Annotated in this window: 23 protein-coding genes and 1 pseudogene; 4 read left to right on the top strand and 20 right to left on the bottom strand. The window is 68.1% G+C overall.

The features are described from left to right. Nucleotides 1-111 precede the first annotated feature (111 nt). The 5 genes from BIX52_RS21550 to BIX52_RS21535 form a co-directional block, all read right to left on the bottom strand. A complete protein-coding gene (locus BIX52_RS21550; RefSeq protein WP_075223181.1) occupies nt 112-900 on the bottom strand; it encodes a hypothetical protein in 789 nt (262 codons plus the stop codon). Continuing rightward, nucleotides 897-1,952: a fatty acid desaturase gene (locus BIX52_RS21545; RefSeq protein ID WP_075223180.1), complete on the bottom strand. Its 1,056-nt coding sequence runs from the start codon at nt 1,950-1,952 to the stop codon at nt 897-899. Before BIX52_RS21545 ends, BIX52_RS21550 begins: the two co-directional genes overlap by 4 nt. A gap of 190 nt (nt 1,953-2,142) precedes the next feature. Then, a complete protein-coding gene (locus BIX52_RS21540; RefSeq protein WP_075223179.1) occupies nt 2,143-2,436 on the bottom strand; it encodes a hypothetical protein in 294 nt (97 codons plus the stop codon). Next, nucleotides 2,433-2,588, bottom strand: a complete 156-nt coding sequence (locus BIX52_RS23355; protein ID WP_157956223.1) for a hypothetical protein — start codon at nt 2,586-2,588, stop codon at nt 2,433-2,435. The genes BIX52_RS21540 and BIX52_RS23355 overlap by 4 nt, the downstream gene beginning before the upstream one ends. Before the next feature lie 292 nt (nt 2,589-2,880). Next, nucleotides 2,881-3,729 (bottom strand): transglutaminase-like domain-containing protein, encoded by an 849-nt coding sequence (locus tag BIX52_RS21535; RefSeq protein WP_075223178.1) that lies wholly within the window; start codon nt 3,727-3,729, stop codon nt 2,881-2,883. A gap of 169 nt (nt 3,730-3,898) precedes the next feature. Here BIX52_RS21535 and BIX52_RS21530 point away from each other — a divergent pair, with 169 nt between their 5' ends. Next, on the top strand, nt 3,899-4,759 hold the full coding sequence (locus tag BIX52_RS21530; protein WP_083660670.1) for a transglutaminase family protein: 861 nt from the start codon (nt 3,899-3,901) through the stop codon (nt 4,757-4,759). Nucleotides 4,760-4,818: 59 nt separating this feature from the next. Here BIX52_RS21530 and BIX52_RS21525 read toward each other — a convergent pair whose 3' ends face one another. Continuing rightward, nucleotides 4,819-5,181 carry a cation:proton antiporter domain-containing protein gene (locus BIX52_RS21525; protein ID WP_108676471.1) on the bottom strand — a complete coding sequence of 121 codons (363 nt, stop codon included), beginning with the start codon at nt 5,179-5,181 and terminating at the stop codon, nt 4,819-4,821. A gap of 84 nt (nt 5,182-5,265) precedes the next feature. Between BIX52_RS21525 and BIX52_RS21520 the strand changes: the two are divergent. Continuing rightward, nucleotides 5,266-6,209, top strand: a pseudogene (locus BIX52_RS21520) (IS481 family transposase). Between the two features lie 27 nt (nt 6,210-6,236). Continuing rightward, nucleotides 6,237-6,464, top strand: a complete 228-nt coding sequence (locus BIX52_RS23800; RefSeq protein WP_245803265.1) for a hypothetical protein — start codon at nt 6,237-6,239, stop codon at nt 6,462-6,464. Nucleotides 6,465-6,617: 153 nt separating this feature from the next. Here the strand turns inward: BIX52_RS23800 and BIX52_RS21510 are convergent, their stop codons facing one another. Together BIX52_RS21510 and BIX52_RS21505 are read right to left on the bottom strand one after the other, a co-directional pair. After that, a complete protein-coding gene (locus BIX52_RS21510) occupies nt 6,618-7,070 on the bottom strand; it encodes a hypothetical protein (protein WP_139312843.1) in 453 nt (150 codons plus the stop codon). Between the two features lie 252 nt (nt 7,071-7,322). Further along, complete coding sequence (locus BIX52_RS21505; protein WP_139312842.1) at nt 7,323-7,658, bottom strand: hypothetical protein; 336 nt, start codon at nt 7,656-7,658, stop codon at nt 7,323-7,325. A 335-nt stretch (nt 7,659-7,993) separates the two neighbouring features. On the opposite strand from BIX52_RS21505, the gene BIX52_RS21500 reads away from it, so the two are divergent. Next, nucleotides 7,994-8,266, top strand: a complete 273-nt coding sequence (locus BIX52_RS21500) for a hypothetical protein (protein ID WP_075223173.1) — start codon at nt 7,994-7,996, stop codon at nt 8,264-8,266. A 596-nt stretch (nt 8,267-8,862) separates the two neighbouring features. On the opposite strand, the gene BIX52_RS21490 is transcribed toward BIX52_RS21500, so the two are convergent. From BIX52_RS21490 to BIX52_RS21435, 12 genes are all read right to left on the bottom strand, one after another. Then, nucleotides 8,863-9,105, bottom strand: coding sequence for a hypothetical protein (locus tag BIX52_RS21490; RefSeq protein ID WP_075223202.1), 243 nt, complete (start codon nt 9,103-9,105; stop codon nt 8,863-8,865). After that, complete coding sequence (locus BIX52_RS21485; RefSeq protein WP_075223171.1) at nt 9,105-9,791, bottom strand: TIGR02594 family protein; 687 nt, start codon at nt 9,789-9,791, stop codon at nt 9,105-9,107. The genes BIX52_RS21490 and BIX52_RS21485 overlap by 1 nt, the downstream gene beginning before the upstream one ends. Before the next feature lie 67 nt (nt 9,792-9,858). Beyond that, nucleotides 9,859-10,146 (bottom strand): DUF6127 family protein, encoded by a 288-nt coding sequence (locus tag BIX52_RS21480; RefSeq protein ID WP_075223170.1) that lies wholly within the window; start codon nt 10,144-10,146, stop codon nt 9,859-9,861. A gap of 18 nt (nt 10,147-10,164) precedes the next feature. After that, nucleotides 10,165-11,241, bottom strand: coding sequence for a DUF2793 domain-containing protein (locus BIX52_RS21475; protein ID WP_075223169.1), 1,077 nt, complete (start codon nt 11,239-11,241; stop codon nt 10,165-10,167). 6 nt (nt 11,242-11,247) lie between these two features. Next, the gene (locus BIX52_RS21470) at nt 11,248-15,207 is read right to left on the bottom strand and encodes a baseplate multidomain protein megatron (RefSeq protein ID WP_075223168.1); all 3,960 of its coding nucleotides are present in this window, start codon (nt 15,205-15,207) and stop codon (nt 11,248-11,250) included. Next, the gene (locus BIX52_RS21465; RefSeq protein WP_075223167.1) at nt 15,207-15,653 is read right to left on the bottom strand and encodes a C40 family peptidase; all 447 of its coding nucleotides are present in this window, start codon (nt 15,651-15,653) and stop codon (nt 15,207-15,209) included. Before BIX52_RS21465 ends, BIX52_RS21470 begins: the two co-directional genes overlap by 1 nt. Then, nucleotides 15,650-16,045: a hypothetical protein gene (locus BIX52_RS21460; protein ID WP_075223166.1), complete on the bottom strand. Its 396-nt coding sequence runs from the start codon at nt 16,043-16,045 to the stop codon at nt 15,650-15,652. The genes BIX52_RS21465 and BIX52_RS21460 overlap by 4 nt, the downstream gene beginning before the upstream one ends. Next, a complete protein-coding gene (locus tag BIX52_RS21455; protein WP_075223165.1) occupies nt 16,042-16,926 on the bottom strand; it encodes a DUF2163 domain-containing protein in 885 nt (294 codons plus the stop codon). The genes BIX52_RS21460 and BIX52_RS21455 overlap by 4 nt, the downstream gene beginning before the upstream one ends. Then, nucleotides 16,923-17,549, bottom strand: coding sequence for a DUF2460 domain-containing protein (locus BIX52_RS21450; RefSeq protein ID WP_075223164.1), 627 nt, complete (start codon nt 17,547-17,549; stop codon nt 16,923-16,925). The genes BIX52_RS21455 and BIX52_RS21450 overlap by 4 nt, the downstream gene beginning before the upstream one ends. Then, complete coding sequence (locus BIX52_RS21445; protein WP_075223163.1) at nt 17,549-19,726, bottom strand: phage tail tape measure C-terminal domain-containing protein; 2,178 nt, start codon at nt 19,724-19,726, stop codon at nt 17,549-17,551. The genes BIX52_RS21450 and BIX52_RS21445 overlap by 1 nt, the downstream gene beginning before the upstream one ends. Then, nucleotides 19,719-19,916 carry a DUF7697 family protein gene (locus BIX52_RS21440; RefSeq protein WP_075223162.1) on the bottom strand — a complete coding sequence of 66 codons (198 nt, stop codon included), beginning with the start codon at nt 19,914-19,916 and terminating at the stop codon, nt 19,719-19,721. Before BIX52_RS21440 ends, BIX52_RS21445 begins: the two co-directional genes overlap by 8 nt. Nucleotides 19,917-19,945: 29 nt before the next feature. Beyond that, on the bottom strand, nt 19,946-20,370 hold a 425-nt coding region (locus BIX52_RS21435), incomplete at its 5' end, for a hypothetical protein (protein WP_075223161.1).

Below are 20,370 nucleotides of genomic sequence, written 5' to 3'. Positions count from 1 at the left end.
CGCGACCACGGTCCCCGCCCATTCCTCCGGTCGGGATGGAACCCCTCCCGTGCGCCGCGGACCCGCCCTCGAGCGAGCGTTCCGACGTCGGCCCACCGACGCTGGACCCGATCAGTCCGATGGAGCGCACCCGCCGCCGCGCCTTCGGTAGGGCTCGTCACAAGTCCACCGGTGGCCGCTGTAGTCGAGATGTGCATTGTCCGGGATATCGATCAGAGCGCAGCCGTGCTCGCGCTCGACGTAGCCGCGCTCGCAAGTCCAACCGGGACCACGCTCGGCTGCGTCGAGATAGGCGTTGTCGGGCACCTCAACCGGCACACATGCGTCCTGCGTCGCCCGGTAGCCGCGCTCGCAGAGCCAGCCGAGACCATAGGTGGTGTCGGTAAGATAGCCATTCTCCGGCACGGTGATCCTCGCGCAGCTCGCCCCTTCCTCCCGGAAGCCTCGGTTGCAACGCCAGTCGCGGTCGTAGGCGTTTCCGCTCAGATGGGCGTTGTCGGGCACGGCGACGGCGACGCAACCGTCGCCTTCACGCGCGAACCCCCGTTCGCATTCCCAGGACCGGCCGCGTTCGTTCAAATAAGCGTTGTCCGGGACCGTGACGGCCACGCAGTCGCCATTCTCGTGTGTGGCGGCGAAGCCGCGCAGACACTCCCACCCCGAGCCGTACGAGCGACCGGTGCCGTATGCGTTCGGCGGGACGCGCACCGCACTGCAAACGCCGTCGATGTCGCGGTAGCCGGGATCGCACGTCCACCCGGTACCGTATCGGGAGGCGGTCGCATTCGCCGGGACATCGCCGTCGCCCCCTTGCGCCGCCGCCGGAAGCGGCACGCCGGAGAGGATCAGGACGACAAGGAAGGGCGCCAGTCGCCCGACCGACCGTGCGATCATGGTCATACGGCGACACCGGTCCGCGCGCCGGATACGTCGACTGTATCCGCAAGTGCGGCGGCGGACGGCAGAGTCCGCCCGTCATCGCCCGGCCCGGCGGTCCGCGCAGCCGAGAACGGCACGAGCCGGCGGGTCTCCTCGTCCCACAGAGTCATGCGGACGCATCGGAGGCTTTCGCGCAGCGTCAGCCGGTTGAACTCCGCGAGCGCCGGGTAGTCTCGCAGCACATCGGCGAGGCGGTAATGCGGAATGCGGCTCGAAAGGTGGTGAACGTGGTGGATCCCGATGTTGGCGGTGATCCAGCGAAGCGGGCCGGGCAACGTGTAATGCGAGCTGCCGTGGAGCGCCGCCTCGGGGTGCTTCCACTGATCCGCCCCGTCCCAGGAGGTCTCCTCGAACTGATGCTGGACGTAGAAGAGCCAGACGCCGATCGCAGATCCGAGCACGACGATCGGCAGGTGAATGGCGAGGAAAGGCATGACGCCGATGGCCCACATCATCAGCGCTGCGAACACGGCAATCGCCGCGTTGGTGCCCATCGTGCTCATCCAGTGGATTGCGCCGCTGCGCATGAAGCCGACCGGGAGCCGATGTTGAAGGATGAAGACGAGCGCCGGACCGAGGCCGAACAGCACCAGAGGGTGGCGATATGCGCGATAGGCGAACCGCCCCCACGGACCGCGGGCGCGATACTCGGCAACGGTAAGCGTGGCGACGTCGCCGATGCCGCGCTTTCCGAGATGTCCGGAACCCGCATGATGCATGGCATGGGTGTGGCGCCAGTGATCGTAGGGAGTGAGGGTCAGCACGCCAAGCGCGCGGCCGAGCCAGTCGTCCGCGCGGCGCGCGCCGAAGACCGAGCCGTGACCGCAGTCGTGCTGGATCATGAAGAGACGGACGAGGAACCCTGCGGCCGGCACCGCCAGAAGGAGGACTAGCCAGTAGCCGACTTGGGTGAGGGCGAGCCACATGGCGAGCCAGAGAGCCACGAACGGTACGGCGGAGGCGGTCAGCTCGAAGAGGCTGCGCTTGCGGTCCGGAACGGTGTACGCCCGCATTTCCCGTCCGAGCTCGGCAGGCGCGATCGACGATTGCGCACCCGTGTCGGGGTGCCTTGGTTCGTCGACAGTTAGGTGGGTCAAACCGCGGTACTCCTCCGCCCATCGCGGATGTGTTGCTGAGCCGTTCATGGCGTCGCCGGTGTCCAGGCGCGACCGCCCCGGAGGAATGGCCCGCATCACCGGCTGATCAGGCGGAAGCGATGCCCGCACTGGGGCCGCTGGGCGCCCCATCCCGGCGTTCGATCGCGCGCAGAGCGTCGAGATTGAACCGCTTGTCTTCCACGGTCATCACCACGTCGCTCGGCCGCCGACTGGCAAAGTTGGTCAGAGCGCAGGCGATCGCATCGGCCGCCGTATCGAACCGGTAGCTGCGAAGACCCCCTCGTCTCGACCCGGCGTGGCGGACGAAGAGGTTGGCCGAGGTCGCGTAGTTTTGCGACTCGAAAAACTCCGGCGCATCCAGATCCCGTGCGGTACTCACGATGGTTCACCGAGCGGCCTGACGTGACCGCCGGCGGGCACCGGGGGTTGAGGCGCGGGCGGACCTTTCGGCTCGGCCTGCCTTTTCATGTTGTTGTTGTCTGCCTTCGGCGTTTCGAAGCTTTGTTCAGGTTGGCTGTCGGTCGTTTCCACGCATCGTCCTCCAAACGCGATCAGGCCGCGGCGTCCGTCCGGACGGCCGACCGGTCAACCGATCGCACTGTGATACCGTCCAGCACCCGACCGCCGTGATGAAGGCAGGCTTTCGGGGGCAGCCTTCAAAGTTTTCTCTTTACTTTTCAAATATAGCCTGCGCCTTGGCTTTCAAATACCGCCCAAGTCCGCTGCGCGGGTCTCGAAATCCGCATTGAGCGACGGACTTGCGCGGGGCGCAGATTCTGCCACTCGCCGAAACGCGCCCTTCCGGTACTCGGCAAGCGCGCTTTCAGACCGGTGCGAGTGTTAGCGCTTCGCCTACCGGCTGCCGGCGGAGCAGCTCCTTTAGATCGTCGTCACCGCGGCCCTCGACCTCGTCGGTCCACACCTTGAACAGCTCGAGATCGTAGGCGCCGAACGTGGTCATCATGGCGCCGTCCGCCGCGTCCCTGCCGCGCACCATCAGGATGCGCCCGATGCGGGGGATGTTGTGGCGCGCGTCGAAGGTGTACCAGCGATCGCCGAGATAGACCTCGGTCCAGGCGCTGAAGTCGCCGGGGCCTGACGGCGGAACGCCGATGTCGCCGAGGTAGCCGCTCGCGTAGCGGGCCGGGATGCTCATGGCACGGCAGAGCGCGATCATGAGATGCGCGAAGTCCCGGCAGACGCCGGTGCGCTCCTTGAACGCGTCCGCCGCCGTCTTCGTCGGGCGGCCGAAACCATAGCCGAACGTCAGGTGGTTGTGCACGAAGTTGGAGATCGCCTGCACGCGCGCCCAGCCCATCGGCGTACCGCCGAACAGGCGCCACGCGTCCTCGCGGAGCACGTCAGACTCGCAGTAGCGGCTCGCCATCAAGAAGGGCAGCGTTTCGGGCGGAAGGTCCGCGACATCCCGCTGCTGAGCGTTCCAGTCGAACGGGTCGGGCTCGCCCTCGACCTCAACCACGCAGTCCGCGTTCAGTGCGAGCCGGCCGGCGGGAGCCCTCAGCCGTATGAGCCGGTTGCCGAACGGATCGAGGATATCGTCCATCGCAAGCTCGGGCTCAACGGTGAGACGGTCGGACCCGATGATGCGACCGGAATAGGTCGAGTGTGGCGACAGGCCGAGAATGAGCGTCGTCGGTGTCTTGCAGTTCAACGCAATATCGAATCCGAAACGAATAAACACTATTACCTTTCCACGCCCGCAAACGAGACGATGAATTCGATGGTCTGGACATTGCCTTATCGGCAAGCATTACAGATATAGTGTCAATATTTGCAAAATAAAGGACGGGCCACGTGGAAAAACATTCGTGAGTGCGCTGATGATCTCCCACAAGACGGTGTACTCATACGACCGGCCTGTGCAATTCGGACCGCACGACCTGATGCTCAGGCCCCGTGACGGACACGACATGAGGATCTTGGGATCGAGCCTGACCGTGTCCCCGCCGGCGGACGTCGGATGGGCCTACGACACATTTGGTAACTCGGTGGCGCGGCTGACGTTCCACGAGCCGGCGCAGGAGCTCGTGATCGCCAGCGAGCTGCGGTTGCAGCGATACGCCCTCGACGATCCGCTGCCGCGCATCGGCCGACGCGCCGGCGCCTACCCACCACGGTACGAATCCGACGAGGCGTTCGACCTCGCCGCCCTCGTCGCGATCGACCGGCCGCGCGACGCGGAGGCAGTGAGGGCATGGGTGGCGGCTGTTCTGCCGGAACTGCCGCACGGAAGCGCCGAGGTGCTGGAGGCCCTGTCCACGGCCGTCCACCGCAGCTTCGTCTACCGGCGCAGGGAGGAGATGGGGGTGCAGTCCCCGGCTGAGACCATCGCCAAGGGAAGCGGCACGTGCAGGGATTTCGCCTTCCTCTTCATGGAGGCCGCGCGATCCCTCGGCTATGCGGCGCGGTTCGTCACCGGTTATCTCTACGACCCGGCCACCGACGCCGAGACGTTGACGGGCGGTGGCGCGACCCACGCCTGGGCGGACGTGTACCTACCGGGGGCCGGCTGGGTCGAGTTCGACCCGACCAACCAGATCGTCGCGAGCCGCAGCCTGGTGCGCGTGGCGACGACCCGCACGCCTGCGCAGGCGGTCCCTGTCAGCGGCACCTTCGTGTCCCTCGATGGCGCATCGCAGACGTCGATGGAGGTGGAGGTCGCCGTGCTCAGCGCCCGCTGACGGTCCCCTTCGTCCCGCCACCGTCGAGCGGACCGGAACCCCGGTCCCGTGCCCCGGGATCAGGAAGGCGCCGAGCGGGCGCCGACGACCCGGTCGACGATGAGACGGGCGGTCGCACCGTGGACGAGTGTGGACGCGAAGATGGTGAACGCCACCAGCGCCCAGATCTGGGCCGCGTTGATGAACTCAATCCGTCCGGACGCGTAGCCGAGATTATAGACCGACCCGATGCCCCGCACGCCGCAAGAGGCGACGACGGCACGCTCCCGCCCGCCGAGCGGCGACCGCCACAGCGCGACCCAGCCCGCGAGCGGGCGGATCTCGAGAAGAAGCGCGAGGCCGATCAGGCAACCCTGCCAGTCGAGCGCGGGCCACAGAGCGGGCAAGGCACCACCGAGGAAGATCAGGAGGAGGGCCGTCAGCGCTTCCTCTAGATGTGGATGCTACGATGATTGCTCGCCGGGACCGGGTCTGATTGTCTCTTCGGGAGGCAGCGGGGATCGGTCATGAACACCCACAAGAATGCACGTTCCAACCGACACAGTCGGCTCCTGCTGGTGGAGCGGGTGCAAAGCCAGGGTTGGCCGGTTGCCGATGCGGCAAGCGCCGCGGGGATCTCCAAGCGAACCGCCTTCAAATGGCTGGCAAGGTTCAAAGAGGGCGGCGAAGCGGCCCTCACCGACCGGTCCCACACGCCGCATCGTATCCGTCATAAACTCGCCGAGAGAACCGTCCAGGACATCAAGCGCCTCAGGCTTCAGCGCATGACGGGGCCGGCCATCGCCCGCCAGCTCAACATGCCCCGATCGACCGTCGGTGCGGTCCTGCGCCGGCTCGGCCTCGGCAAGCTCAAGGCCCTGGATGAAACTCCGCCGGTCCGGCGCTATCAGCGCGAACAGCCTGGCGAGATGATCCACATGGACACCAAAAAGCTCGGGCGGATCAAGGGGATTGGCCATCGCATCACAGGCGATCGGCGGGGCCAGTCGAACAAGCGCGGCACCGGCTGGGAGGTGCTCCATGTGGCCATCGACGACGCCTCGCGCCTGGCCTTCACCGAGGTGCTCGCCTCCGAGAAACGCGAGGACGCGATTGCCTTCCTGGGCCGCGCCCTGGCCTTCTTCAAGCGCCATGGCGTGACCGTCGAGCGGGTCATGACCGACAACGGATCGGCCTACCGGAGCCACTTCTTTCGCAAGATACTGCACGAACGAGGGCTGAAGCACATCCGGACAAGGCCCTACACGCCGCGCACCAACGGCAAGGCCGAACGCTTCATTCAGACGTCCCTCAGAGAATGGGCCTACGTCCGCCCCTATCACTCATCCGCCGAGAGAACGCGCGCTAGCAGCCCTTTCTCAAAACCTACAACACCGCCCGCCCACACTCAGCGATCGGCCATCAGACACCCTGGCTCAGGCTGAACAATCTTCTTGGGAACGACATCTAGAGCCTCCGAGAAATCATGGAGCCGGCGGTGGAAGGCGTTGTCGCGCTCGACGCTCCTGCACACCATGCCGGCGACGAACGCCGCGATGAAGCCGTATCCCTCGACGAGCTCCACGAGGCCGTAGGTGAGGAGCACGCCGGCGAGGCGACGATCCTCGACACACCGTCAGTGATGCGCCGCCCGCTGCCGACGAGGAGCCTGCCGAAGACCCACCCGATGGCCGCGCCGCCGAGGCCGCCAACGGCGACCCGGTAGACCAAGTCCCGCCAGAGCCAGTCGGGCAGCCAGGTCCCCGGATCGAGCCCGAGCGCCTCGACCAGCAGTCCGAGATGGACGAACGGGATGGCCAGCCCGTCGTTGAGGCCCGCCTCCGCCGTGAGCGCGAACCGGACCGGATGCTCTCCCCCTTCAAGCGGCGTTCCCACCTGGACATCGCCAGCGAGGACGGGATCGGTCGGCGCCAGCGCCGCGCCGACAAGGATCGCCCGCGACCGTCATGCCCGCGAGCGACCAGCCGAGGAAGGCGACGGCGGCGATGGTCAGCGGCATCGTGATCGCGAGGAGGCGGACCGTGGGGGACCACAGCCTCAGACCGCGGATCGTGTCGATGCGGAGCCCCGTCGAAAACAGGACGACGATCACGACCAGCTCGCTGACCACCTCCCAGACGAGCGGCGCGCTCACCGGGTCGAGCGCCCCGGGCATACCCGGGACGAACGCGAAAACGAGAAGCCCGAAAACCATGAGGAGCCACGAGGAGGACGGCGGGCGCGCGAAAGCGAGGCGCGGCAACGCGTAAGCGGCGAGGAGTGCGAGCCCGGTGGCCGCGAGCAGCACGTGATGGGGTTCGGAGTCATACATCTCGCCGGACACCTTCACTCTTGCGGAACGCGCTTCAGCATCATGCCGGAGATGACCTGCCCGCTTTCCGATCAGGTTGGATCAATGATCGGAAAGAAATCGCGCCGACCACGGGGACACAGCCGGAGCGGACGTTCGCCGTCGCAGCCCATACACGACCCGGCTTTCCGTCCCGACTTTGCGCGGCGACGGCATCATCCGTAGTGGCCGGAGCGGACTGCCCCGGCCCTAGCGGACGGTCGGTCTTCCGGGTCAGGCGCGCCGCAGACGCGCCGGCGCTAGACGATTTGCGAACACCGGATGGACGACGCCCGACCGGCCGCCGAGCCAGCCCGCGATGGCGCCGAGGACGAGCCCGGCGAAGGCGAGCAGCGCTCCCGTCGAGACGGCGTCCGCAGTCGCATCAGCGGCCCGCGCCGCCGCCTCCGCGGTCCGGTCCACGGTGCTCTGGTAGGCGGCCTCGATCTCGGCGACCTGCCGCGACGCCTCGGCGACGGGGATCCCGCGGGCGTTTGCGAGCGCTTCGGCCGCCTCGGCGCGCGCCGCCTCGGCATTCCCCCCATCAGAGGTGACTAGCGCGCGGATCACGTTCACCTCCCGATGCGGCCCGCTGCCGAGGCCCGTCGGCCGTCCTTGACGATCTTCTCAAGTCGGCCAGACGCTCTTTCTATCGACGCTTTCAATTTTTCGCTGGCGCTCCATTGTATTCAACGTTCGAAAATCATAAGTAAGAATTTGGTGATCCAGCGCCTAACCGCGCGACATCCTTCTCCCCTGCGCTTTTCCCTGACTGCAAGCTCCCACCGGTGCTCGCCATTCACGCGGCGGAGCAAGGACCGCAAGGCTGTTCCTAGCAGTCGAGGACATCCTCATCCGATTCTCACACGGCACGAGCGCGCATAGCGCGCCGGCAAGGAGATTCCATGCGTCCCATACGGCATGACACCGAACCCCACCTGTTCGAGGTGGGACAGACCGTCCGCTTCAGAAACCGGCTCGACCGCCCGCCCGGCTCCGCCGAACTCTTCAGGGTCACGCGCGTCCTGCCGCCTGTCGGCGAGGCCCTGCAGTACCGCATCCGGAACGAGGCGGAACCGTACGAGCGGGTCGTAACCGAGGACCGGCTCGATCGCGTCGACACAGCCAATGACCGCAAGTCGGGCTCACTTGCGGAAAGGGTATTCGGCCTCGGCTGATGAGAGTTACGCGGCGTGACGCACGCCTACTGCAGTACACACCGCGCGCCGCGTGTTGGATACCTGCACGTCATCTCGTGCGGCAACCTTCTTCATCGGCTTCTGTTATTCAGCCTCAGGCCCGCTCGCACCGTGAGCTGGAGGATACGATGCGGATCGATTAGGCCGGCGCCGGCGGCTTCGGGTCGTCGACGAGCGCCGCGCTAGGCGGAATAGCCCCATCCCTGGTCGGCTGTGGAACTTCTCGCTCCCGGGTCCCACTCCGCGACGCCGCAGAGGGAGGATTTGTGTCCCCGAAGACCTCGCACCGGGGTCCGCGCTCGTCGGCGTCCGGCACGTATACTCGCAGTCGGCGAGCGAGTATGACGACGGGGAAGCTTGGCGATCGCGCGCGTCGCTTCCGTCACCTCGGGGGGCTGAGCATATACGAGCTCGAGTATGGCTCGGGACACGAACGCCCCTGCGCTCGCATCAAGGCGTAATCCTCCAGCATTCGCGTGATTGCGGATTCCTCCGTCATCCGCTCGATCTCGTCCGCCGCCCGGTCGAGGAACTGCCGCCGGTACTCTGGCACCGGGACACACGCGCCGCCGCGGTCAGAATTCCCCGTCGCGCATGCGCCGAGCGAGATCATCACGCCCGCGAGGACGATCGTGCGCCGCATCGAGCATCCGCTGACGCGCATCGGACACCTCCCGTTCCTGTTCGAGTTGCTCTAGAAGTTGTCCGCTGCGCTCGCCGGAGCGAAGTAGCGCGGCAAGCGCCGCGACGAAGGCGCCAGCAGCGGCGGCGTACATCCCGAGCCGCCGCAACCACGGCATTGCGAGAAGCCATCCCATCACGTGACCTCCTCGCCGAGCTGCCGAGCCGCCTTCACCCTCCGCCACAGGGCGTATCCGCCGCCGGCGACGATCAACACACCGATGGCGATGCCGAAGATGGTGCCCGCCTGCAGATGTCGATCGGCCCGCTCGAGTTCCGTTACCAAAGTCGGAAGGTTCTCTGCGACGATCGCGCCGCCGCTGGCGACGGCGATGCTGGTGCCCTGTACGACGCCGGACTTTGCCAGCGGCTCGATGTCCGGCGGCAGCGCGACATCGCTCGGCCAGCGATAGCCGAGCAGCTGGCTCGCCGAGTACGGGCGGATGCCGACGGCGTCGCCCTGGTTGCCGCCGAGGACGAGGATGTCGCCGTTCTTGGCTCGGCCGGCGTAGAAGCCGACGTGGCCCTGCCAGCCGTTGCGCTTGCCGCGCCAGAAGACGACGACGCAGCCGATGGTCGGCTTGTCGAGTTTGCGGCCCCAGCTCAGCCAGGACCGAGCGGCCGCCGCGCGAGCAACATCATAGCGAATGCCAGCCTCGCGCAGGCACCACGCGACGAACGAGCCGCACCACGCGGTCTCGTCGTCGGTGGCGCGAAGGCCGGTCGCCTGCTGATAGCTGACGATCCGCGGATTGTGCCTCGCGCCACGGATCTCCTGCTGGCCCAGCTCGGCGGTTGCGAGCTGATACCACTTGGGCGTCATGGGAACCTCCAAACGAAAAGAGCCCGAACAAGGCGGGCTCGGTGGACGATGATGAGAGTGGGAGCGGTCAGCCGCCGTCGCCGAACAGCTTCAGCTTGATTGCGGCGCCGAGGACCATGAGGAGCAGAATCGCGGTAACGATCACATGCACCGCGGTCTGAAGGGCGGTGTTGCGGACGACCTTGATCGCATCGAGGAGCGAGCGGAGATCGCGGACGTCGGCTGCTGCGGTCTCGCCTTCGAGGCCGACGTCGATGAGCGCGCGCTTCGCGCCCTTTTCGGCGGCGGTTTCGAGGAGCTGCTCGAACTCGGGTTTCGGCAGCGTGATGTGGTCGGGTGTGCGTGTCGTCGGCATGGTCGTGAGCCTGCCCTCTCATCCTATCTTGGTGCCCCAGAAGGTGGTGTGCTCGGCGGCGAAGTATCCATCGGCGCCGCGGAAGTAGCCCTGCAGCTCGACGGTATCGCCGGCGGACAGCGGCACCATCGTCTGGAGCCAGATCGCGGTGGCATTCGAGACGTGCGTTCCGGAGATCTCGCCGAGGGAGCCGCGGATTTCGATCGCGCCGTTCAGTACGAGCCGCCCGCGCATCCGTGACGACAGGCTGCCGTTGACCTTGTACAGCAACGAGGCGCCGAGGAGATAAGTGCCGTCCGCGGGGGCGGTGAAGACGTTGGCGCCCGCGTCGAAGACGTTCTGGTCGTTCGCCTCGGTGGCGTTGATCGCGATCTTCGTCCACGTCGTGAGCGGGACGTAGTTGTCGTAGTTCGTGTACGCCTTGAAGCGCGGGCGGTTGGGCTCGCTGACGATCCCTGAGTTCCGATCGACGACGAAAGCATCATTCCAGCTGCTCCCGTCCGCACTCACCTTGAGCGTCAGATCGTCGGATCCGACCAGACCGAGTTCGGCGCGGCCGGAGAAGCCAGACTGTAGGAGGAGCGCGAGAGTGTCTTCCGCGCTCTCCTTGTTGAGCGTGATGCGCAGCGCACCATCGCCACCCTCGGCGTCCGTCAGCGCGGTCCAGAGCGCCGCGTTCAACTTCGCCGAGAACGGGTTTGCGGCGTTCGCGGTGGTGCCAACTCCCAGCCGCGTGAGCGCCTGCAGTGCGGTCGGTGTCGTGGTGACCCAGCTGGACCCGTCGAAGACGAGCAGCACCCCTTCGTCCTCGACCCAGGTGCGCCATCCCGCACGCGGGACGAGCCGCATCCAAGCCCCGTCGACGTAGTACGCGACGTTGAGGTCCCAGCCGCTCCATGCACCGCTGCCGCCGCTTGCGACGATGTAGCGATCCCCGTCGCTCGGGCTGCTGGGTGGATCGGCAAGATCCCGATCGAGAACCGAGAGCTGGACAAGGCCGTCGAGCAGGCGCAGCGCCTCATTGTGGGTCACGTTTTTCTGCGCCTGCGCCGCCTGGAGGTAGGGCAGCAAAAGATGGGTCGAGGTGTCGGACATGAGCCCTCAGAAAAACAGCGTTACGGATTTCGAGGCACCGCGGCCGACGATGGCCGACAGCTGAAAAATGCGGACATCGAGGCTGTCGCCGGGACCGAGCAGAGCGCCCCAGTCGGCGGTCTGCTGTGCAGCCGGGTAGACGACGCTGGTCGAGCCCGTCGTCAGCGTTCGCTTCACCGCGGCACCGTCGAGGATCTCGATCTCGTAGCGCTCGCTCTCCTCGGCGAGCGGAACGTCGACGCCGTTCCAGCTGTCGGCGGCGAGCGCGCGCGATCGGCGCATCCATCGGATGGTCAGATCGCCCGGCGTCCGCGCCATTCGCCACGGCTGCTCGACGTGGCATACCGAGAACGGCCGCAGTCCGACACCAGCGGGTGCGAATGAGCAGGCGACGTAGGTGTCGTCGCTAACCGGGCGGCTCGCCGGTCCAACACGCCAGTTCCAAGGGAGGCCGATGTCGACCTCCCCGATCGGCAGCGCCGCGAGGTTGGCGTCGAGGACGACGACGCGTGACCCAGCCAGTGCAGGCGAGCCCATCGCGGCCTCGGTCCCGCGCTGGCCGCGCAGCAGCCTGCTCAGCCGGTATCGCCGCGGCGCAATCAGCTCAACCTCAGCCGCCTGGACAACCTCCCAGACACCCGGCGACGCCTCGACGGCGAGCGCGTTGGCACCGCCGAACAGCGCGATGTCTGTCACGCCCTCGAGCGAGCCGACGCGGAGATCGACCACGAGCGCGTTGCCGAGGTCGAACCGCGAGGTCGGACCCGGATAGAGATCGTCGACCAGCACGCCCATGCGCGCCCGCCGCCCGAACGTCGTGACGAGGTCGAACCCGTCGGAGGCGGGACTGCGCCAGACCGCCATCCGGCCCGGCCACGGTTTCGCGTACGCCGCGACGAGCGGGTGGTGCGCGACGTGATCGTCGGAGAGCTGCGGCAGATCCAGGTAGACGACGTCAGGGGCGCCGAAGACAGGAAGCTGGGTCGGCGCCGCAGGTCGGGGTTCACCCGGTGGTAGATCGTAGTTCGTGCGGTCCTGCAGGACGGCTTCGACGCCGCGGGCTTCGGCGTCGGCAATGGACGCGATGCGGAAGTCCATGCGCCGGCCGTCATGCTCGAGCGCGATGACGTCCGCCGGATCGAGCGCGAGCCGCGACGGCGGCAGACGCAGCACAAGCCCCTCGCGCCCGGTCCATGCTTCCATCAACGCGCGCCGGCAACGCCGCTCAGCCTCCTCCGGCGGCACCGCCATCGGGAACGCCTCTGACGCCACGCGCGCGGAATCGACGGTGACGCGCCGAGCTTCCACCAGCGCGCCGTCGTAGTCCTCGTCGGCGCGAGCGACTTGCCACTTCAGCGCCTGCGGAAGTTCCGTCTCCTGTCCGCGGGTCAGCTCGAACACGTCAGATGCCTCCGCCGCTGCAACGAGATCGCCCGGCGCGATGGTCGCGGACGCCTGCCGGCCGCGCATCAGGAAGCGGACGACGCCCTCGCTCTCGACCGCATCGAAGCCGAAGTGCCGGGCGAGCATCGCGATCGACGCCCGTGGGCTCTCCAGGGCGGTGATGGTGTAGCCTTCGAGCGAGCCCCAGAGGCCCGACACGTCGATGCGCTCCTCTGGCATGCCGGCGCGCAGGCACAGGTGCCGCACCAGTGCCGCCAGCGATACGGAGCCGAGGCGTCCCGTGAGCCAGTGCCCGAGCCGCCAGTTGGCGCCGTCGGTCCAAACGTCGGTGAGTTCCGGAAAGAACGGGTACGGCCGCCCGTCCCACGTCCACGCGGCGCACTCCGGCACGTCGACCATCGGGCCGCCATAGGCCGGCGACACCGGATTGTGGGCGGGATCGAGCCAATAGAGAGCGGTCGCTTCGAGGTAGGCGCGCTGGATCGCGTCATCTCGCCAGCCGCGTGAGAAGTACGGCAGGAAGCTCTCGGACGACTTCGGGTCGAAGAAGACATTCGGCTGATTGGTCCCGCGGTCGATCGCCGGGCAGCCGAACTCCGTGAAGCGGATCGGCTTCGATCGCGGGGTCCAATCTGTCGGGAAACCGGCTTCGGTGCCGCCGGGGCGATCGAAGTGCTCGTTCGACCACCACGCCTCGAGATCCTTGTACCGGAAGACCCAAGGTTTGCCGGCGCCGTCGGTGATCGTCGTGCGGATCTGGGCGGCCCGATCGGAGGCGCTGGCGTAGTACCAGTCAAAACCCTCGCCGCCGGCGATGTTGGCCTGAAGGTACGCGCGGCCGTAGATCGCCGGGGCGGAGTTGGCGTCGGCATGCTCGAAGCCGTCGCGCCAGTCCGAAAGCGGAACGTAATTGTCGATCCCGACGAAGTCGATGTTGGCGTCCGCCCAGAGCGGGTCGAGGTGGAAGTAGACGTCCCCGGATCCATCGGACGGCTGGTGACCGAAATACTCCGACCAGTCGGCGGCGTAGCTCACCTTCGTGTCCGCGCCGACGATCGATCGCACATCGGATGCGAGCTGTCGGTAGGCGTCGACTGCTGGGAAGCTCGCTACCCCATCCCGGATGGTGGTAAGGCCGCGCATCTCCGAGCCAATCAGGAACGCGTCGACACCGCCGGCGACGGCGCAGAGATGGGCGTAGTGCAGCACCATCCGGCGCAGACCCCTATCGTCCGCGCTCCCAGTCCAGATGACGGTGTCGCCCGAGATGGCGAAGTCGCCCACCGCCGCGCTGCCGAACATGGCGGCCACCTGCGCGCCCGCCGCCGCGGTCTGATCGACGCTGCCGACATATCCGGCCGCGGGCGAGCAGGTGATCCGCCCGCGCCAGGGGAAGGTCGACTGCCCGATCTCGGCGGCGTTGTCGCTGTACGGGTTCGGCAGCGTGTTCCCCGGCGGGACGTCCATCAGGATGAACGGGTAGAAAGTGACCCGCAGCCCGCGTGCCTTCATCTCCCGGATCGCTTCGACCACGGCAAAGTCGGCTGGCGTGCCGCCGTAGACCGGCCGGTCCTGATCGTCGCGACTGACGAGGTGGGCGTCTGCGCGTGAGAGGCCGTTGACCGACCACGACACCGGCGTCGTCTCCTTCGCCGGCACTTCAACACCGGGCCGCACCTGACACTCGCCAGCCCGCACGTCGTCGCCGAACCACGCGACGACGAGCGAGACGCTCTTCACCGCGGGGACCATCGCTTGCAGACGGTCCAACGCGACGACGATATCAGCCGTATCGGTGAGCGCGTTGAGGTTCTCGGCGACGGTCTCCCCATCGCCGCCCTTGCGGATCGGCTGCGTGGCATACGTGAACTCGCCCGAGGCCGGGATGAGCGTGACCGCCTCGACGCAGCCCTCGGCGGTGTCGGGATCGGCAATCGGCCGAAACACCTCGAACGAGAGCTGCGGCAGACGGTTGCCGTAGCGGTCCAGTGCGAGCTCCTCGAACACCACGTAGGCCGTGCCGCGGTAGGCCGGCGTCGGCTCGGCGCCCATCGTGGTCGCGATGAACGGATCTGCCTCCTGCGTCTCGTCGCCCGGATACCAGCGCCAGGTGACGCCGGCGAGGTCCATCAGCTTGCCGTCGGCCCAGACGCGGCCGATGCCGGTGATCGGCCCCTCGCAGAGGGCCACGGCGAACGAGGCGTAGTAAAGATACTCGGTCGTCTTGACCTTCGGCCCGCCGCCCTTGCCGCCGCCCTGGGTGGACGTCTCGACCTCCTCACGGAAGTCAGTGGCCCAGATGATGTTGCCGCCGATCCGCATTCGCCCGTAGAGCCGCGGGATGACGGCGCCTTCGGTGGACGAGGTGATGCGCAGGCTGTCTAGCCGCGCGCCTTCGATGCGCTGGGTCGGTGCGAGCTGCGAGACGAGCCAGCTGTCGATGACGGAACCGACTGTCGAGCCGACGATGCCGCCGATGGCGGCGCCGGACAGACCGAGGACGGTCCCGCCAACCGCGCCGCCGATCGCAGTGCCGACAGCGCCGAGAACAAGTGTCGCCATCAGCCAGGATCCGGAGCCGGGAAGAGGAAGGCGAACGCGATGCGCCGCCGCCAGACGGGCGTGAGGGGCTGCTCGATCGCGCCGAGTCGCTCATAGCCGTGCACGAACCGGTCCTCCGCCGTCATGATGCCGACGTGCTTGGCGATCGCGCGCGGGCGCATGCGGAACAGCAGCAGCGCGCCCGGTTCCGCGTATGCCGGATCGATCTCCGGCATCATTCGGCGGGCGCCCGCCGCCAGGACCTCGACCGCGCCGGCCTCGCCCCAATCGCGGCTGTAGGGCGGGATCGGGAACGGCTCCGGCCCGACGATCTCGCGCCAGACGCCACGGGCGAGGCCAAGGCAGTCGCAGCCTGCGCCCTTCAGGCTGGCTTGATCGTGGTACGGCGTGCCGAGCCAAGACAGTGCCGCATCGACGACGCAGGCGGGATCTGCTGCCGCTGTCATAGACAGATCACTCCCGTCGCACGCGACTTCCTCGATGCGATCGCGATGGGGAGCCCCGGCACGCTATTGGCGGCGCCGGCCAAGCCTGCCGCAGCGAGCGCGGCCTCTTCGAGACGCTCGACCATGGCATCGAACTGCGGGCAGTCCCGCCGATCCTCGATTAAGGGGAGCGCATGGCTCACCGACGTGCGGTCGCGACCGCAAACGCGGCCCGCGTCGCTCGCCGTCCAGCCCAACGTCGTGACCGCAAGGTAGTAGGCGAGCTGTCGGGCGAGCGCAGCGCGCGCCGGCCCGCGAGTTGGTCCGCCCACGTCGGCGGCAGGAACGTCGAGCGCGGTCGCTGCTAGAGCGACGAGCGCGTCCCAGACCGTGCGGTTCGGCGGAATGGTCACAGGACGTCGCCCTCGTGGCCGCCGTCGGTCGTCGCGTAGCGGATCACGGTGTCCTGGCCGGGGATGTGTGGGAAGCCGCGGAAGTTCGCGACGTTGGCGAACTTCGCCGCGCAGGTCGCAACGTGCTTGTCGCAGCCGGCACGGATCACGAACGCGTCGCCCTCGGCAAGGCCGCGCACCGGAGCCTCAAGCAGCGTGATCGTCACGAGCCCCTCGGACACGTCATGCGCAATGACCTCCGCGCGGCGTCCCGCGTTGGCGCCGCTCGTCCATTCGACCGTGCCGTGGACGAACCAACTGGCCTCGAAAGCGCCGATCCCGGAGGCCGTGAAGGCTCGGTCGCGCAGGCGATCGACGACGACGCCCGATCCGCGATAGGCAGGATCGTCGAGATCGACGCCGCATCGCGCATCGCCGAGCGCAGCGTCACAGGTGGCCTGATACGTCCGGCCGACGGTCTGGCCCAGCACGTGCGCGAGGGAACGCACCTCAGCGACGAACGCGAGACGGCCGCGCCGGATCTGGCCGATGGAGCCGCGCCGCATCAGGACGCGCTGGCTGACATCCGCCCAGTTCACCCGCCACACCTCGACCGCGGCATTGTCCCATCGTCCATCGAGGATGTCCGACTCGGCGATCCGGTCCGACGTCAGCACGCCCTCGGCGTCCTGTGCGTCGATCGACAGGTCGGAGCCAGAGCGGATCTCGGAGGCGGTCAGGCCGCTCTCCGGCTCGAAGTCCGTGCCGTCGAAGGTGAGCGTGCGATCGTGGTCGGTGAAGCCGAATGTCTCGCCATCGGAGCGGGCGATGCGCCAGCACCAGGCGAGCGTCGTCGTGCCCTCGTCGAGATGGGCCTGCAGTTCAGGTGAGAGCGCCTTCATCGGCGGAGCTCCACGAGCGGGATGGAGGTGATCGAGCCGAGCCGCTCGATGTCGAGGGTGACGTCGAGGGCGTCGGTGTCGAAGCGGACTGGCACGTCGAACTCGAAACCGGCGCGGATGGCGACGGCATCAGCGGGAGCGGTGGCGAACGTGACGATCCCGGTGGTGGCATCGATGGACCAGCCGGACATCTGCTCGGTGCCGTCGACAGCGACGCGAACCGTCCCGGTGACCGGCTTGGTGGTCGCGCGGATCCAAGTCTCACCGCCCGACGCGTACGCCTTCGTCAGATGGAACTCGGTCTGCTCGCCGTCGCCGATCCCGATCAGCTGATCGGTGGGGGCTGGGATCCCGGACGGCGCGCAGGACTTGTGATCAGCCCAATCCTTGAACCGGAATCCATAGAGCCGTCCGTTGCGCGCCTCGAAGAATGCGACGACGACGGCGAGGTCGTCGATTCGGCGGATGCCGTAGGCCACGTCGTAGCGCCGCCGCGAGTTGACCCAGTTGGCGTTGCGCTCCTCGGCCCCCGACGCCAGCTCGACGATCTGCGTCCGCCGCTGCGGACCGCCGCGCGCGCCGCGGCTGATGTTTTCGGGGAAGCGAACCTCGTGGAACGCCATCAGAGCCCCCGCCGTCCGAGCGACACCGCACGAGCGACGTCTGCCGCCACCTGCGTCCGAGACTGCCGGAAGCTCTCCGCGTCCCGCGCGACGATGGTGACGCTCACACCGCCCGATGCGCGATCGCGATCGAGCGCAGCCGTCTCACGGCGCGAAAGGACGCGCTCACCGCGCTGCAGGATCGCCGGCACCTCGTCGGGCCGCAGCCCGGCGACACCGCCGCCGTGGTACCGGTGCACTCCGGCGAACGCCGCCGCTGGCGCGAGCCGCATCGTCGCCGGGTGCCCCACGACACCGCCCTCGTGGAAGACGCCGGCGAACACCGAACCGAGGCGACCGATCCCCGCCGACAGCGCATTCGAGAGCGGACCGAAGATGAAGCGCTGCGCCGCCACCTTCGCCATGTCGACGAGCATCGAGCTTACCAGGCTGCGGAAGTCGACCTTCCCCGTCCGGACGAACTCGGCGAACGCCTCTTCGGCGCTCCGGAACGCACTCACCAGCGCGTCGCCCACGTTCTTGCCGAGCGCCACCGCCTGTTTGGCGTAATCGCTCAGCGCGTCCTGCGCTTGGCTCCAGCCGGTCTTCGCGGCTTCGGCGGTCTCCACCACCTCCGGCTTCGCAGCCTTCGCCGCTTTGGCGGTCTGCGCGACACCGTCCTTCAAGCCTTCTGCGGCCTTCGCCGCGCGCTGCAACGACGCCTCGCTGTCGTTGCCGGCCTCCTCGGCGGCCTGCCCGAGCGCTGCCAGGGACGTCAGCGGGGCGGTGGCCGCCTTGGCGGCTTCCGACGCGGATGCGGCAAGTTCCTTCGCGCGCTGGTCAGCCTCGCCGACCGCGAGTTCGAGCTCGTAGAAGCCGGATGTCGCCATGACCGCGGCGCCATGCACCCGCAGCGTCGTCTCATCGAAGCCTGGGAGGCCGTCGAGACCGCGCGCGAGCCGGTGCAGTAGCTCGGCCCAACTCTTCTGGATCCGGGCCATGACGCTGAGCCAGCCGCGTTCGATCCGAGCCCAGACCGACTGAAGCGCCAGCGCGAGCGCACGGCCACCGGACTTGATGCGCTCCCACACCTCGGTCGCCACATCCGCGAGGAGAGACAGCGCATTGCCGAAGCCGCCGGTACTGCTGACGAGGCGCCCGAACTGGTAGATCAGCTCGCCCGCCCCGACGATGAGCGCGCCGATGCCGGTCCGGATCAGCGCGCCCCGAAGGACGACCAACGCCGTGGCGAGGCCGCGCACCGAGACCGCGGCCGCCACCATTCCCGCGACCCAGCGTCCGGCGAAGAAGGCGGCGGCCGTTGCCGCATACGTCGCGAGCCGGCCGAGGTTGCCGATCACGGTGTCGATGGCCGTGCGGACGACGCCGCCGGCTGACGCGAGCGTGACGAAGCCTGAGGCGAGCGCTTCCACGGCCGGGGCCGCCGCGACCGCGATGCGGTTGCGCAGCCCCTCCATCACCAGAGACATCGTGTCGAGCGCGACCTCGGTCCGCTGCAGCGCCTTCAGAGCATCGGCGTCAAGGACGGCGCCAAGGTCGGCCGCGCGGTCGCCGAGGCGCTGCATCTCCGCGCCGCCATCGCGCAGCAGCGGCAGGAGGCGCGTGGCATCCGAGGCCATCGCCTCGAGGTGGAACGTCATCTCCTGCTGCGAGAGGCCGGCGCGCTGAAGCGTGTCGACGTAGAGCTGCAGCGCCTCCGGACCGGACAGGCGCGCGAACTGTTCGGCTGTGACGCCCACCTTCGGCGCCACCTTCTCGAAGAAGTCGGCCATCGGCCCACCGCCGGTCTGGAGGAAGTCGCCGACGCGGTCGTTCACGTCCTTCAGGATGTCCGCGAGCTTCTCCTGCTCGATGCCGACCGTCCGCGCGGCCCCCGACCAGCGCTGGAACCCTTCGGGTGTGGCGTTGGCGACCTGTACGAACTGCCGGAGCTGCGCGCCGCTGTCGGCCGCGGCTCGGACGATCAGACCAAGCGAGGCCGTCGCGGTAGCAGCCGCCGCCGTCAGCCCGACCTTGGCGGCTCGCGCGAACGATGCCATCCGCGCATTCGCCGCCTCCATCTCGCGCGAGAGCCGGCCGAACGCCTTGCCGCCAGTGTCGCCGATGCCCTGCAGCTCGGCCTTCACCTGGCGTCCGCCGACGGCAGCGAGGCGGACGCTGACGCGCTTCTCAGCCATGCTCGGATCCGATCTGCTTGTTGATGGCGGTGATCGCTGCGGCTTCCAGCGCCGGCAGCATCTCGACAGCGGCGAGCGGGCTGAAGCCGAGGGCGTCAGCCATTGCGAGGGCGGCGGTCATGTCCCATCCGACGACGCCGCCCGGCACGGCGCGAACCTGGCCGCCCATGCGCTGGGCGAGATCCCACACCTGCCAGCCCTCGAAGGTCGCCGGCAGGTTCAGGCGGCCCGGGCACTCTTGGCACGGCGACGGGCAGGCGTCGCAGTATCCTTGCCCGCCGCCGAAGTGCCATTCGGCGAGGGCTGCGAGCCGTTTTTTTCCGCGTCCAATAGCAGCCCCTTGTTCACGTACTTCAGCTGGAAGGCCTCGAAGACGGGGTAGAGATCGAGCAGCGCATCGATGCCGTCGAAGGTCGGATCGACGGGCTCACCATCGGCGTCGCCGACGCCCTCCCAGCCGAGCAACGCGCGGCGGGCGATGGCCTTGGCGTAAGCGAGCGCGCGGTCCTCGTCGGAGGCGTCGTCCGGCATCTCGTGGACGGCGGGGTCGTTGCGCGCCGACACCATCAGCGCGGTGGTGAGCGGGGCGAGGCAGACGCGCACGCCGGCGGCGAGGTCGAGCCAGACCGGCTCGCGGTGAAGGT

It is taken from the genome of Acuticoccus yangtzensis (assembly GCF_001927245.1).
Taxonomy (GTDB): Bacteria; Pseudomonadota; Alphaproteobacteria; order Rhizobiales; family Amorphaceae; genus Acuticoccus; species Acuticoccus yangtzensis.
The sequence above is the reverse complement of the archived record's forward strand: the minus strand, read 5'-3'. Positions and strand labels throughout refer to the sequence as shown.

What these genes read in the sequence shown, in the direction of transcription:
- BIX52_RS21545 (WP_075223180.1), bottom strand. Translation starts at nt 1,952, where the DNA reads ATGCGGGCGTACACCGTTCCGGACCGCAAGCGCAGCCTCTTCGAGCTG.
- BIX52_RS21480 (WP_075223170.1), bottom strand. Translation starts at nt 10,146, where the DNA reads ATGCCGACGACACGCACACCCGACCACATCACGCTGCCGAAACCCGAG.
- BIX52_RS21500 (WP_075223173.1), top strand. Translation starts at nt 7,994, where the DNA reads ATGCGTCCCATACGGCATGACACCGAACCCCACCTGTTCGAGGTGGGA.
- BIX52_RS21445 (WP_075223163.1), bottom strand. Translation starts at nt 19,726, where the DNA reads ATGGCTGAGAAGCGCGTCAGCGTCCGCCTCGCTGCCGTCGGCGGACGC.
- BIX52_RS21490 (WP_075223202.1), bottom strand. Translation starts at nt 9,105, where the DNA reads ATGGGATGGCTTCTCGCAATGCCGTGGTTGCGGCGGCTCGGGATGTAC.
- BIX52_RS21475 (WP_075223169.1), bottom strand. Translation starts at nt 11,241, where the DNA reads ATGTCCGACACCTCGACCCATCTTTTGCTGCCCTACCTCCAGGCGGCG.
- BIX52_RS21510 (WP_139312843.1), bottom strand. Translation starts at nt 7,070, where the DNA reads ATGTATGACTCCGAACCCCATCACGTGCTGCTCGCGGCCACCGGGCTC.
- BIX52_RS21465 (WP_075223167.1), bottom strand. Translation starts at nt 15,653, where the DNA reads ATGACAGCGGCAGCAGATCCCGCCTGCGTCGTCGATGCGGCACTGTCT.
- BIX52_RS21485 (WP_075223171.1), bottom strand. Translation starts at nt 9,791, where the DNA reads ATGACGCCCAAGTGGTATCAGCTCGCAACCGCCGAGCTGGGCCAGCAG.
- BIX52_RS21550 (WP_075223181.1), bottom strand. Translation starts at nt 900, where the DNA reads ATGACCATGATCGCACGGTCGGTCGGGCGACTGGCGCCCTTCCTTGTC.
- BIX52_RS21470 (WP_075223168.1), bottom strand. Translation starts at nt 15,207, where the DNA reads ATGGCGACACTTGTTCTCGGCGCTGTCGGCACTGCGATCGGCGGCGCG.
- BIX52_RS21450 (WP_075223164.1), bottom strand. Translation starts at nt 17,549, where the DNA reads ATGGCGTTCCACGAGGTTCGCTTCCCCGAAAACATCAGCCGCGGCGCG.
- BIX52_RS21455 (WP_075223165.1), bottom strand. Translation starts at nt 16,926, where the DNA reads ATGAAGGCGCTCTCACCTGAACTGCAGGCCCATCTCGACGAGGGCACG.
- BIX52_RS21530 (WP_083660670.1), top strand. Translation starts at nt 3,899, where the DNA reads ATGATCTCCCACAAGACGGTGTACTCATACGACCGGCCTGTGCAATTC.